General features: G+C 56.7%; 11 protein-coding genes. 5 read left to right on the top strand and 6 right to left on the bottom strand.

Features of this window, described 5'->3' with window-relative positions; translation table 11 throughout:
- Both ACZM8Y_RS16340 and ACZM8Y_RS16335 read left to right on the top strand, forming a co-directional pair.
- On the top strand, positions 1 to 1380 hold a 1380-nt coding region (locus ACZM8Y_RS16340; protein WP_489501897.1), incomplete at its 5' end, for an L-lactate permease.
- Positions 1381 to 2853: 1473 nt separating this feature from the next.
- Entirely contained in the window at positions 2854 to 3621 is a 768-nt protein-coding gene (locus tag ACZM8Y_RS16335) for a helix-turn-helix domain-containing protein (RefSeq protein ID WP_302551885.1), read from the top strand.
- A gap of 158 nt (positions 3622 to 3779) precedes the next feature.
- Here the strand turns inward: ACZM8Y_RS16335 and ACZM8Y_RS16330 are convergent, their stop codons facing one another.
- On the bottom strand, positions 3780 to 3995 hold the full coding sequence (locus ACZM8Y_RS16330; RefSeq protein ID WP_302551886.1) for a hypothetical protein: 216 nt from the start codon (positions 3993 to 3995) through the stop codon (positions 3780 to 3782).
- Between the two features lie 627 nt (positions 3996 to 4622).
- Between ACZM8Y_RS16330 and ACZM8Y_RS16325 the strand changes: the two genes are divergently transcribed.
- Positions 4623 to 6608 carry a SpoIIE family protein phosphatase gene (locus tag ACZM8Y_RS16325; RefSeq protein WP_487480014.1) on the top strand — a complete coding sequence of 662 codons (1986 nt, stop codon included), beginning with the start codon at positions 4623 to 4625 and terminating at the stop codon, positions 6606 to 6608.
- 1164 nt (positions 6609 to 7772) lie between these two features.
- On the opposite strand, the gene ACZM8Y_RS16320 is transcribed toward ACZM8Y_RS16325, so the two are convergent.
- A complete protein-coding gene (locus ACZM8Y_RS16320; protein ID WP_479859485.1) occupies positions 7773 to 8246 on the bottom strand; it encodes a helix-turn-helix domain-containing protein in 474 nt (157 codons plus the stop codon).
- A 301-nt stretch (positions 8247 to 8547) separates the two neighbouring features.
- On the opposite strand from ACZM8Y_RS16320, the gene ACZM8Y_RS16315 reads away from it, so the two are divergent.
- Positions 8548 to 8883 carry a hypothetical protein gene (locus ACZM8Y_RS16315; protein ID WP_479859484.1) on the top strand — a complete coding sequence of 112 codons (336 nt, stop codon included), beginning with the start codon at positions 8548 to 8550 and terminating at the stop codon, positions 8881 to 8883.
- 186 nt (positions 8884 to 9069) lie between these two features.
- Here the strand turns inward: ACZM8Y_RS16315 and creD are convergent, their stop codons facing one another.
- Both creD and ACZM8Y_RS16305 read right to left on the bottom strand, forming a co-directional pair.
- Positions 9070 to 10761, bottom strand: coding sequence for a cell envelope integrity protein CreD (gene creD / locus ACZM8Y_RS16310; protein WP_482332327.1), 1692 nt, complete (start codon positions 10759 to 10761; stop codon positions 9070 to 9072).
- A gap of 218 nt (positions 10762 to 10979) precedes the next feature.
- On the bottom strand, positions 10980 to 11201 hold the full coding sequence (locus tag ACZM8Y_RS16305; protein ID WP_479859483.1) for a hypothetical protein: 222 nt from the start codon (positions 11199 to 11201) through the stop codon (positions 10980 to 10982).
- A gap of 216 nt (positions 11202 to 11417) precedes the next feature.
- Between ACZM8Y_RS16305 and ACZM8Y_RS16300 the strand changes: the two genes are divergently transcribed.
- Positions 11418 to 11555: a hypothetical protein gene (locus ACZM8Y_RS16300; RefSeq protein ID WP_487480016.1), complete on the top strand. Its 138-nt coding sequence runs from the start codon at positions 11418 to 11420 to the stop codon at positions 11553 to 11555.
- Between the two features lie 46 nt (positions 11556 to 11601).
- On the opposite strand, the gene nrdG is transcribed toward ACZM8Y_RS16300, so the two are convergent.
- Both nrdG and nrdD read right to left on the bottom strand, forming a co-directional pair.
- Positions 11602 to 12105, bottom strand: a complete 504-nt coding sequence (gene nrdG, locus ACZM8Y_RS16295) for an anaerobic ribonucleoside-triphosphate reductase activating protein (protein ID WP_302551892.1) — start codon at positions 12103 to 12105, stop codon at positions 11602 to 11604.
- Positions 12106 to 12309: 204 nt separating this feature from the next.
- On the bottom strand, positions 12310 to 12477 hold the full coding sequence (nrdD, locus tag ACZM8Y_RS16290; protein ID WP_005024786.1) for an anaerobic ribonucleoside-triphosphate reductase: 168 nt from the start codon (positions 12475 to 12477) through the stop codon (positions 12310 to 12312).
- Positions 12478 to 12973: the final 496 nt, after the last annotated feature.

The raw sequence follows: 12973 nt of genomic DNA, 5'->3' as shown, positions 1-12973 counted from the left end.
TGGGTGTACAACATGACCGTGGAGTCCGGCGAATTCGAGATCATCAAGGACTCGCTGGCCCGGCTCACCGATGACCGCCGCCTGCAGGCGCTGTTCATCGCCTTCGCCTTCGGCGCGTTCCTTGAAGGCACCGCAGGCTTCGGCACTCCCGTAGCCATCACCGCCGCCATGCTCGCGGGCATCGGGTTCAACCCTCTGTACGCCGCTGGGCTATGCCTTATCGCCAATACCGCGCCCGTCGCCTTCGGCGCCATCGGCGTGCCGGTCATCGTGGCGGGGCAGGTATCCGGCTTTGATCCCAACCTCATCAGCGCCATTGTGGGCCGCCAGCTTCCCTTCTTGTCCGTGGTCGTGCCGCTGTGGCTGTGCGTGACCATGTGCGGCTTCAAGCGGAGCCTCGAAGTGCTGCCCGCCATCCTCGTGGCCGGCCTCTGCTTCGCCCTTTCGCAGTTCGTGTTCTCGAACTACCACGGCCCGACCCTGCCGGACATCATGTCCGCCATCATCACCATCGTCGGCCTCGTAATCCTCCTCCGCTTTTGGAAGCCCTCCACCATCTGGCGCTTCGAGGGCGAAAAGCCCACCGTGCTGACCGGGAAGGGCTATTCTTTCGGTGAAGTCATCCGCGCATGGGTGCCGTTCATCATATTGGCGGTCATGGTGTTCTTCTGGGGCCTGCCGCAGTTCAAGACGTTCCTCGACAGCATCAGCGGCAGCATCGCCACCAAGGGCTTCGCATGGCCCATGCTTGACGGCATGGTCAACCGTACCGTGCCCATCGTGCCCGCCGAAGCCCCCTATCCCGCGTTCTTCAAGTTCGGCTGGCTCTCCGCGGGCGGAACCGCCATCCTGCTGTCCGGCTTCTTCGCCGTGCCCTTTATGCCCAAGTACAGCTTCGGCAAGGCCGTGTCCTGCTTCTTCTCCACGATCCACCAGCTCCGCTTCCCCGTGCTGACCATCGCCACCATCCTTGGCCTGGCCTTCCTCATGAACTACTCCGGCATGAGCACGACCCTCGGCATCGGCTTCACCAAGACCGGCAGCCTGTTCCCGTTCTTCGCCCCGCTCCTCGGCTGGCTCGGCGTGTTCCTGACCGGCTCCGACACCTCGTCGAACGCTCTCTTCTGCGGCATGCAGCGCTCCACCGCGCAGGCCGTGGGCATGCCCCCCGAACTCGCCGTGGCCGTGAACTCCTCCGGCGGCGTCACCGGCAAGATGATTTCGCCCCAGTCCATCAGCGTGGCCACAGCCGCCACCGGCATGATTGGGCAGGAAGGCAACCTCTTCCGCTTCGCTCTTGGGCACAGCATCGCCATGACGCTGTTCATCTGCATACTGACCTATCTTCAGGCTACCGTCTGGCAGTGGATGCTGCCGTAAACATTCATGAAACAGGCCGCCGCTGAAGGATTCCGCATCCTTCAGCCAGCCTGCAAAAACGCTGCGCTTCCGGCGCTGGAAACAAAGCCGGTTGATCTTCGGATCAACCGGCTTTTGCTCTGCACGCCTTCAAGGGGGAGGCTTCACATTTTCAATGAAATGGCTGTGTCCTAGAAAGTGGTTGATGCTTTTTTCCTTGAAATTACAAAGAGATAACCGGAAAAATGCCTTAACCGTAGCTCCCTCCGAGGGGAAAACAGGAAAAAAGCTCTATTTTTCATCGCACTTGTGGAGATGAAACAACCATATACTATAAACAGAGCCAATTCAAAACTCATTTTAGGAAACCACCGAAAAGGTGAAAATCTCAAGAGCGGGGCCTCCTTTTCCCGCTGTAAAAAGAGGTCGGGTTCCGCATCCCAATACGCGCATTAAGGCTCCACATGGCTTTTTTGCTGTTGGCTGTGCCATAAGACGGTCGATACTTTCTTGAAATTCCAAAGGAATAACGAATAAAATGCCCCAATCATGGAGCCTATCAGCGGGAAACATGATAAAAAACCTATAGTTCCATCCTACTGCCAAAATAAAACGACCACATGCCATGACAGAGCCTTGCTGGTTTTCCTATCGGCTCTGTCATGGCATGTGGTTGGTTCATCTCCACGGCACGGTGAACATACAGCCTTTTTCCCCGTTTTTCCCCTTGGCGGAATCCCACGGCTAACGCATTTTGCTGGTTATCCCTTTGGGGCTTCAAGGAAAAAACATCAGCCGTTTTCTATGGCACGGCCTTCCGATTTATGGCGGATTGCTGTTTTTTCATCTTTGCGGGGCACGATACGGATTGCGCCGTTTCACATCCTCATCTGAAAATGCCTCACCGGACGCGCAGTAAGCATCAGGGAAACGGCCCCTCACCGGCCGGGCAAACGCCTCTATGGAGCCCTTTTCTACTGCTGGAATAACCCGTTGGAAACACGGACCCCGCAAGATGAGGCTTCTGGAGCCCCGACGAAAAAACGCTGTGCCCGGCAACGTCTTCCCGCCTTTGCGGGCGTTTCATCCTTGGCCCTTTCCCTGCCCGTCCTTGCCGCCTCAGAGGGAAAACATACAAAGAATCCATTGTTTCAGCATGATAGAAAATATGCCTTTGGAGGGGGACAGCCATAAAAAAGAACGGGGGTTCTCTACAGGAAATCATTTTACAAAGGCGGGCAAGGAACCATTCGACGTCATGGCATTGCATGCGTCTCTATAAAAAGAGTCGCCCGCCTATATCGTTTTATAAAACGGAACGGAAAAAGATGGTTTTTCTTTTCCATATATTATAAAACAAAAAGAATAATCTTTCTCCTCCGCCGTTCCCTTCCGGAACGCGGCCAGACGGGAAAACGTATCCCTACGTCCATTCAAGCTGGCTACCTTATAATGGAGAAAATACGCATAGCGCACAGGGGAAGAGGTTGAGCCATGAGGTACCCGCCTGAAGAAATCTTCAGAAAGTTCATCAATTCTGTTTTGTCCGATGCGTCCTTGGACTTCTTCGTAAAGAGGGCGGCGGTGTTCCTCTCCATGATGATGCCCGTCTCCTCCGTGTTCCTCTTCCGATCCGTGGAGGGGGCCATTGCCAAATTGGCAGAATGCGGCAAAACATCCGCCTTCAACGTCAACGACCATTTTTCCATTTCTCAGGAAAGTATGGTGCGGTTGAGGACTGAGAAGCACTTTTTCAGCGAAGGCGCCTTCAATCTAAAAATCTTTACAGGACATGAAACCTGCGCGTATGCCGACGTGCACCGTTCCGTCTATAAGGTGGACACATCCGCCATATACATCCCCCTGACGTTCAATATGCTGAAGGAAACAAGCGTTACGATGGCCGTAATATCAGTAGGCATGGACAACTACACGCAGGAACATCTCGACGTTTGTTCCTGCCTCCAGCCCGTCTTTACCGATAATTTCCTGAATATCCTTTCCGAACATTCCGGCGATCGCGCCTTTGACGCCCCTCCCCCAAAGGGCGGGCAGGAGCCGGACAGCAAAAAGGGCCATGCGGAACCATTCCAGACATTCAACGAGGTCACCGTCAGCCACATCATTAAGGCGCTCAACCGCACCAACGGCAAAATCTCCGGGCGGGACGGCGCCGCCGAACTCCTCGGCCTCAATCCGAGCACCCTTTGGTCGAAAATCCGCAAATATCGCATCGACGTGAAGGGGCTTGAGCGCGAATAGCGGCTTCCAGCGCCCAAAAACGGCAAAGGCCCTTTCAGATGCCGCCCGGAAAGGCCTTTGCCCTATGGGAGGGTGCGGGCGCTTTCCACATGCGGCCCGACCATGCCGCCCCAAGCAAACGCCTTGGCTAGGCGGCCCAGCGGCCCCCGGAAGCCGCCTCAGTCATCCCCCCCGTCCCCATCGGCATCGCCGTCCCCGCCATCTCCATCATCCTGCCCGCAAATCCCCTCGCCTGAGGAGAAAAGCGGCGCGTTCTTCCGTGCGTCCTCTTCCTTCTCCGCGAGTTCGCCTTCCGCCATCCGCTTATGGAAAAAGAACCATCCTGCGGCAAGGGCAATGCACAAAAAACCAATCCACTCAAGCCATGTATCCATGCCATTCCTTCCTGCTGTAACGGCGGGGTTTCATCAATGCGGCGGGGCTGGCCTTTTTGGGGCCGCCTCCCGGAAAGGCCGGGGCCCAAAAAACTGTTCCCGCATCCCTTTCAGAACGGGTTCCGGTGGTGCCACAGATTCCTCTTCTGTGCAACAGATCCCCCATAAGGAGACATTCGCTTCCGCAATGAAAGCCGTATTTTCAACCATATGAAATTCAAAACGAATTTTTAGAAAACCATCGAAAAGGCGGACGGCTCCCCATAAGGCCGGAAGGCCCGGCCCTATGGTTTTCTTGTGCCATGCCTACGCCTCCCGGCAATGGACAGGGGGAGGCGGAAGGGGCGGAATCCCCAAACGCCGTACAGGGAACCATCGCCGTTTGACACTTGTGTGAAGGGGCAATAGATTCCAATGCGTTCCGGGCTTATGTTTTTGGATGCCGCCTTTTCCGGGCGCGGGACTGTGGGGCTTGGGGAGCCAAGGGTGGGAGAGGGACGGGGTTTCCTTTCCAGAAGCGCGGCGTGTATTCCTTCCCAAAGAAAAGGATGCTAGACAAAGGACGCCGGAATGGGGCGACCCGGCAAGGCGGGCGCGCGCCCGTGGCAACCAGCCCTGAGACGAACGATGATCCTGTCCACAAAGAATAAATTGGTGCTGCTCGTCGCGGGGTCGCTGATCCTGCTCGCTGTGGGGGTGGGCCTGTTCTCCATGTACAGCGTGAAAAGAACCATGCTGGAGGAACAGCGCCGAAGCAGCGTGAACACCGTTGCCCTCGCGGCATTCAACGTGACGGATCGCTACCAGATCCTGTTCCGCAGCAAGGCGGATCAGGCCGTCGCGCTCCAGAACAACCTCGGCTGGCTGGCGAAACTCATCACCACGCTGGTGCATGATCCATCCGAACGCTTTAAAATCATGCAAAGTTTCCCCCTGCCTGAGGGGATCAGCCTCACGGCGCTCGGCCCCAACGGTGAGATCAGGCTCGTGCGCGGCGATCTGAAGAAGGATGACAACCCCTACCGCCTCCGCGACATCAAAGACCGTCCCGTGGGCCCCGCCATGCGCGCCCTCGCAGAAAAGGGCCTCCCCGCAACCTGTTTCGTCCAGTGGGACGCCGGGGGCAAAAAACAGCGGCTCTACGGGACGCACCTGTACCTTCCCGGAGAGGGCGGGCTGCTCGTGGGCCTGTGGGCCAACATCGACAAGCTCGACGAGCACCAGCAGCGGCTTAAGGAAGACAGCATCAGGGAGCTCCAAAACGAATTCGGGAAACAGCGGATAGGGCCTTCGGGCTTCCTGTTCGTCACGGACGCCGAAGGCACCCCGGTAATCGGGCCGGAAGGCATGGACGCCGCCCTCTCCGGCGTCAACCCCAAAACAGGCAACCCCCTCATCACCGATATACGCAACGCAGCGGAAACACCGGAAAACCCCGTTGAGGCATCGATCAGCTCCCTGATCAGGGGCGCCCCGGCCCGCGACGCCCTGCTTTTCGTGCGCCACGTCAAGCCGTTCGATTGGTATGTCACCGGCGTCGTCTACACCGACGAGGCCGGCGCGCCCGGCAAGCGGCTTTCGTTCCTGCTCATCGCGGCCATCCTCGCGGCTACGCTGTTCATCCTGCCCGTGGCGCTCCTTATGGTCACGCGGCTGACCTCGCCGCTGGCGAAGCTTGGGGACTACGCCCGCAAGCTCCCGGAGCAGGATTTCATGGAGGACGCACGCCCGACGCCCCTGCTCGCCGCCCTCGCAGACGGCAAACACGGCGAAGAGATCGCCAGCCTCGCCAACTCGCTGATGTTCATGGACAAGACCCTCCGGTCACGGGTCCGTGAGCTTATGGAGGCCACATCCAGCCGCGAACGCCTCGAAGGTGAACTCAGCGCCGCCACCGAAATCCAGATGGGCTTTCTGCCCAAACCCTTGCCCCCGGACGTCGCCGCCGGGCGGTTCTCACTGGCGGCGAGCCTCGTCCCCGCCCGTGAAGTGGGCGGCGACCTGTACGATTTCTTTATGCTCGACGACAGGCACCTGTGTTTCATCATCGGGGACGTGTCCGACAAGGGCGTGCCCGCCTCGCTGTTCATGAGCATGACCTTGACCCTCATCCGCTCGCGGGCGGGTTCCCATCCCTCGCCGGAACACCTCATGGCCGAGGTCAACGAAAACCTCGCCCGCGACAATGCCAAGTGCATGTTCGTCACGCTGTTTATCGGCGTGCTCGATCTGGATACCGGGGAACTGCTCTACGCCAACGGCGGGCACAATCCCCCGCTTCGGCTCAGCGACGACGGCACGGCATGGCTCAAAGGCATCAGCGGGCCCGTGGTCGGCGCGATGGAAGGCATGAGCTATACCTTGCTTCGCACTGTGATCCGGCCCGGCGAAACCCTCTTCCTCTATACCGACGGGGTGAATGAGGCCATGAACGCGGAAGGCGACGTCTACTCCAATGAGGCGATGATCCGCGCCCTCGCCTCCTCGCCGTCACGGGAGCCGGCCTCCGTGCTCCGGCATATGCTTGATGACGTGTCCGTTCATGTTGACGGCAACGCCGCCTCGGACGACATGACCATCCTGTGCGTCCGGTATCTTGGAGGAAAACGCTGACCGTCCCCCTCCGGGGAAAGCCGCCAGCCCGCCGGAGGGAAACCCGCAGGCCAAGAACAACGCCGATATGCCGATATTGACAAGCCGCCATGTCCGCCGGGGAAAAACCAACGTTATGCGGCCTGTCCCAAAGTTGATGGTGAGCCGCACGACCGCCGGGGGAAGTTGGGGCCAAGAAACTTAGGCCCTGTCATAGCATATGGTTGTTTTATTTCTGTAGTTCACTGAAAATATATACTTTCTCTCTGGTTTTCCGCTGATGGGCTCCATGATTGGGGCATTTTATGAGCTACTCCTTTGGAACTTCAAAGAGTAACCAGCAAAATGCCTTGGCTATGGATTCCACCAAGGGGAAAGCCGAAGGAAAAGGCCGGATTTTCACCGCACTGTGGGGATGAAACAATCACATACTATGATAGCTCCACTTCCACTCCGAAGCGCAAGCCGCCATGCCCGCCGGGGAAAAACCGAGGCTATGCGGCCTGTCCAAAAGTTGATGACGAGCCGCACAATCGCCGAGGGACGCCGGGGCCAAGAAACTTAGGCCCTGTCATAACATATAGTTGTTTTGTTTCTGTAGTGCGCTGAAAATATATACTTTCTCTCTGATTTTCCGCTGATGGGCTCCATGATTGGGGCATTTTATGAGCTATTCCTTTGGAACTTCAAGGAATAACCAGCAAAATGCCTTGGCTATGGATTCCGCCAAGGGGAAAGCCGAAGGAAAAGACTGGATTTTCACCGCACTGTGGGGATGAAACAATCACATACTATGACAGATCCACTTCCACTCCGAGGCGCAAGCCGCCATGCCCGCCGGGGAAAAACCGAGGCTATGCGGCCTGTCCGAGAATTGATGGTGAGCCGCACGACCGCCGGGGGAAGCCGGGGCCCGCACGATGCGGCCTGCTTGGAAAACGGGATGCCCCACCGTGAAATGCCGCCCAACCAACGGGGATGGAGGCGGGGGATGCAAAAGGGACGCTGCGGGCGTCCCTTTTTTCTTACGGCTCTGCCAGGCATGTATCCGGCACATCCACATGGCATGTTTAACATAGTGCATTTATATCTTATCTGAAGAAACCATGACTGAGACCTTTCGCTGATTCCCATCCGGCATTGCAAGAAAGAAAACATCTACCGTTTACCCTGACAGAGCCTCGCCTATTTCTTCAGGAACTTCCACCAAGGACAAAGCGGCGAGGCCCCTCTGACCCTGTGCAGGGAGTGCCCGGACAATATTTCTTGGATACATCCCAATTCCAAAACCAGCCTGTTGACGGCGTACTGCATGTCCCGCACGGAAGGAGAGGCGCCTTCCCCGTTTACGAGGGCCCGCAGTTCTTCAAACGCATTCGCCGCGCGTACCATCTCATCCTCTATTTCCTCGCGGGAAAATTTTTCCCCGCCTTGAAGACGGGCCTCCAGCCAACGCACCAAAATGTCATTCCCCAAAGCCACGCACAAGCGGGGGATCATTTCCAAGCTCGGCATGTAGGCATCGTTTATATTGAAGTAACGCTTGGTGACAGCGTGTGACACGCCAAGGCGATCCGCTATCTCACCTTGGGTCAAGCCGCTTTCTTCTTTGGCGAGGCGAAGTGCGGCCTTGCCCGTCATCATCTTCAATTCAATCATATTTTTTCCTCCCAACATGTGAATAAAGTGGATGCCCTCTTTCACGAGGCTCAATCAGGCCCATTCTTTTTTACACATTGGGAGTATTCCCTTTTGCACATCGTATTGGAGCTTGTATCGCTAATATCTTTTTATATGTGTCGGTTACCAACTCTATACCATCTATCGAAAACGACGTTCCCATAATTATAGATTTTTAAATATATGTCAGGGTATCTTCTCTCCAAAAGAAAGATACCATGACAAGAAAACGGTATGACAATAGGATAGACGCCTCTCCATGCCCTTTATAGGAGGAATTATGACTATCCCACCCAAAAGCCTCATGATAGGCACTTGCGAAATCGCCAGCCACTACCCGGAACTCTCGCTTAACGACGCGGCAGGGGATGCGCTCCAGCTTGCGGAAAAGATTCGGCTCTGCGGCATTGAGGAACCCCAAAAGGAAGAGGCCGTTTTTATTGCCGCCTGCCGTTTTGTCAGTGCAGATAAAGAGCTCATGCCCCAAAAAGCGGTAGAGAAGGCCCTACGGATCTGGGATATTCTTGAAGCGTGGCGGGAAAGCAATCTTGAAAAGCAGAAAATCGACGGAAGCGCGCTCTTTCATACAGAAAGCTCTGTGGACAAGATAAAATAAGGCCCTTTCCCATCAAAGCGGATTCAAAAATGCAAAACATCCTCCCCAACATGCGTCAGGGAGGATGTTTTGCATAGAACATAGTTCCCGCAGGAACCGCTACATACTGTTTTTGACGGGCACCTTTTTGCAATGCATCATTGTTTCAGGAGAGCTGCACACCTCCCTCAGCCCATACATGCCACATTACCTGCTCCCTCCCGCAAGGTTATGGGAAACCACCATGAGGGCGGCAAGCATGACGAGCAGCAGGGCCGTGCCCATAAGCAGGGCATAGTCCTCCATTTGCAGGATCGTGTACAACAGCGAGTACAGGGCCACGAGCAATACGCCTATGCCCATCCCTTCCTTATAATTCCGCAGGGCGAAACCGACATAGCACGACACCATCAGTACAATGCACACCGACGCCGAAAGGTAGGAGGCCAGGAAAGCCAGATGTTCGGACAACGACAACAGCACCAGATAGAACACCACCATCGACAGCCCCACGATGCCGTACTGCACAGGATGCAGCCGCGCCCCAAGCCCCATTTCAAACACGATGAACGCAAGGAAGGTCAGCCCGATGAACAGCACCCCGTATTTCACCGAGCGCTCCACCAGCTTGTAGTGCGTACCGGCCTGATACAGATCCACGCCGACGGTGAACTCCATAAAATCGCTCGGCCATGTATGCTGCATCCCAAGGTTCGGATACGAGCGCGCCAGTGAGGGCACGCTCCACACAGCGGAGAAACCCGTATCCGACGTTTCGTAGGAAGCCGGAAGCACCTGCCCCTGAAAACTCGGATGCGGCCACGGCGAACGCACCTTGATCTCGGTGTTCTCGCCCGCCGTCGCAAACCGGATGCCGCTGCTGCCGCTCAAGGCCAGCCGCTGCGAAAAATCAAACGTCCCCTGCCCCGTATTCAGCGCAATGGGGACACGGAAACCGGACGGAAGGTTCTCGAACGGCTGCGTGCCCGGCTCGGCGCCGTACGGGACTCCGGCCCAAACGAACGGGCTCGCCTCGCGGAGCGCGCTCGGATGGCTCAAGCCCGTGATCACAAAGGCCCGGGTATAGTCCACTTCGACCAGCGCGGGGACGATGCGGGTCAGGGCTTCCCTAGACGGCAACGTAAACTGCCCGGAAATATCGATCTCGGACGTGTATACCAACGCCCGGTAAATCCCCCTTCGGCGGGATTCGGGGTCGAGCACGGCGTCAAAAGACAGGCGCGACGGCAGGATGACGAAATAGCTCGCCTCCAGCCTCGTTTCGCGCACCAGCCTGCCCTCGCCACCCTCAACGGGCACCACGCGTTCCCGCTCCACACGTTCCGTATACGGAACCAGCAAGTACGGGCCGGAAAGCTGCTGCAGCCCGCCCCATGTCCGGCTGATGTCCGCCACCACTTCACGGTACAGCGATGAGCGTTCCCCTACGAGGCTTTCCACCATCAGGAGCGGAATCAGAAGCAACAGCGCGATGCCCGCCACCAAAGCGTAACGGAACACCACGGAATCCTTCAATTCTCCTTGCGGCATGGCCTTGCCCGGCAATTGATCCCGCAACGCGCCCCTGTCCGTATCGTGCGGCACACCCATAACATCCTCCACGGGCAACTGGGGTTCCAAGGCCTTTTCCAAAGGAAAATCCGGCCCTCCAGACGTTTCGGCCCCAAACGTACCTCCGGGCATCGGGGGTTCCGTCCGGTCGGCCTCCCCTCCGGCAGTCTCCGGCGGCGGGGACGACCTTCCCCCGACAGCCGGAACACAGCCGGAACCCCGGCGCACCCGGCGTATGATCCATCTGATTATGCTTACAAAACCGATACACAACGGGATTACAAGCAACACGAGCACAAGCAGGCCAATCAGCATCATTCCGAGCATACCTTATTTCCTGTCAATGCGGCCCAGCGATGAGACATTTACGCTTCCAATGTGATTTCTATTTAACCATATGAAATCTAAAATACATTTCTTAGAAAACCATCGAAAAGGCGGATGTCTCCAGCAACTCTACCAACGGCGGGCACACCGGAGGCAGGCCCTACAGACTCCCTATCCCCAATGTGCCCTCAACAAGCACGCAGCGCAACCCTTGCCCCCTATCCACAACGGCAAGGTTCCCCTTCTTTATTTTGGCTGTGCCATAACGAACCGATTGGCAGTGCTTTTTCTGAAGGCTGTGTCATAGGAAACGGTTGACGTTTTATTTCTTGAGATTCCAAAGAAATAACCAATAAAGTTCCCCCATCATGGAGTCCGTCAGCGGAAAAATTGGAGAAAAAGTCTCTCTTTTCAGCATCCTGCTGAAATAAAACAACCATATGCTATGACAGAGCCTTTCTGAAACGCACAACAACCAACCGATGGAACGCCTCAGCCTTGGGGCCCACAACGGAAAAACAGGGGAAACGGGCTGTGTTTTCACCATATACGGAAAGAAAACAATCGTATTCCATGACAGAGGCCATCAATTCTATTCCCTGAAAGGCCCTTCCTTTTCTGCCGTATCGCCATAAAGGAAAGGCTCGTTATAGTATGTGGTTGTTTCATCTCCACAGTATGGTGAAAAGAGAGGCTTTTTTTCTCATTTTTCTGTTGATGGACTCTATGATTGGGGGATTTTATTGGTTATTCCCTTGGCATTGAGGGAAATAAAGGATCAGCCATTTCCATGATACAACCCATAAAAAAAGCCCTCCCGAAACAGCGGGAGGGCTTTGCTCAATCCATAGCAGGGTGGAGGACTACGCGGCCTTCCGCCAGCGAGCGGGGCACGTCGATGATGCGCTGGTTGCGCGAACCCCGGAACCGGATGACCAAAGACTTCTCTTCCAGTATAAAGGGGCCGTCCACAAGGATATCCAACTGGCGCAGCAACGGCATATGCCGGCTGTCCGCAAGCAGCTCCTCATACAGGTACCCGGTATAGCTCGTCAGGTTATACCCCGCGGCGCGCAGGCGCTCCGCCAGCGGCGCGAGCTTTTCGCTCTGCACGAACGGCTCCCCACCGCTGAACGTCACCCCGCGCACGATGGGGTTTTTCCGCACATCCGCAAACACCCAGTCGGGCGAAACCATGCGCCCGCCCTCGAAAGGGTGCGTCGCCGGGTTGTGGCAGCCCTTGCAGCGGTGCGGGCAGCCCTGCGTAAACAGCACGTAGCGCAAGCCCGGGCCATCCACGATGGACTCCTCGACAATGCCGGATATGCGTATTTCGTCGCTCATACCAAAACCTCTGATTCGGAGTAACCTGCCGCCCTTCCCTTCTGAAGCCGCCGCGCCGCCTATACGCAGCGGCCCCCCATAATCATGAGGGAGGGAAAGCCGCAAAACAGCCTGTTCCCTTTTCGGGACGCAGGCTGTTCGCTTTCACGGGAAAACCCCTCCGTATTCCGAGGAGAAACGGGAGGGGCTCCCCAAACGGGTGACCTAGTTGCCGCAGCAGCCGATCTTGCAGTGCTTCACGCGGTCTTCAACTTCGGCGCGTTTGGCGTTGTTGAAACGATCCACGGTACCGACGAGGTACCCGGTGATGCGACGGATACGTTCAAACTTCACGCCTTCGCCAACCAAAACTTTCTTGCTTTCCGTGTTCATCGAACCGTTCTCCAATACTTTGGTTTAATAATAGGTATATCGGAAAATGCGGGCATCCGCATTTTGCTTGCCCATCAATGCACAGTCCGCGTCCCGCCGTCCCCAACCGCTCCGGCTGCCCCAACAACGATCCAAGGCCCGCTCCAACAAGCGGGGCTGGGGAAACCCATCCCCCCACAACGGGGAGGGGCTCCATCGGGACCCCCTTGAAGGAGTCCATGAAACCTATCCCACAGCCAAAAAGGACTGCATCGGGCCCCAAAAGAGGAACCCAGCCAACCCTTGCAGCCGGAAGGGACCCCCCTCAACAAATACTTAGGTGAAATCCACAACGCCCACCTCACAGCGCGGAAGGGACTCCCTCCGGCGCAGCCTCCCCACCAAGCGAAAGTCTTAGGAGGGGAAAGGGAGGGGTTTGGGGAGGGGAAGGGGAAGCCCTTCTCCAGAAGGGTTCCCCTTCCCCTCCCCAATATCCGCTAAATCCCCATATTGGGCT

It is taken from the genome of Bilophila sp. (genome assembly GCF_057864385.1).
This window is presented reverse-complemented; position numbering and strand designations above follow the sequence as displayed.

What these genes read in the sequence shown, in the direction of transcription:
- ACZM8Y_RS16335 (WP_302551885.1), top strand. Translation starts at nt 2,854, where the DNA reads ATGAGGTACCCGCCTGAAGAAATCTTCAGAAAGTTCATCAATTCTGTT.
- nrdG (WP_302551892.1), bottom strand. Translation starts at nt 12,105, where the DNA reads ATGAGCGACGAAATACGCATATCCGGCATTGTCGAGGAGTCCATCGTG.
- nrdD (WP_005024786.1), bottom strand. Translation starts at nt 12,477, where the DNA reads ATGAACACGGAAAGCAAGAAAGTTTTGGTTGGCGAAGGCGTGAAGTTT.
- ACZM8Y_RS16305 (WP_479859483.1), bottom strand. Translation starts at nt 11,201, where the DNA reads ATGGTTGTTTTATTTCAGCAGGATGCTGAAAAGAGAGACTTTTTCTCC.
- ACZM8Y_RS16320 (WP_479859485.1), bottom strand. Translation starts at nt 8,246, where the DNA reads ATGATTGAATTGAAGATGATGACGGGCAAGGCCGCACTTCGCCTCGCC.
- ACZM8Y_RS16330 (WP_302551886.1), bottom strand. Translation starts at nt 3,995, where the DNA reads ATGGATACATGGCTTGAGTGGATTGGTTTTTTGTGCATTGCCCTTGCC.
- ACZM8Y_RS16315 (WP_479859484.1), top strand. Translation starts at nt 8,548, where the DNA reads ATGACTATCCCACCCAAAAGCCTCATGATAGGCACTTGCGAAATCGCC.
- creD (WP_482332327.1), bottom strand. Translation starts at nt 10,761, where the DNA reads ATGCTCGGAATGATGCTGATTGGCCTGCTTGTGCTCGTGTTGCTTGTA.
- ACZM8Y_RS16325 (WP_487480014.1), top strand. Translation starts at nt 4,623, where the DNA reads ATGATCCTGTCCACAAAGAATAAATTGGTGCTGCTCGTCGCGGGGTCG.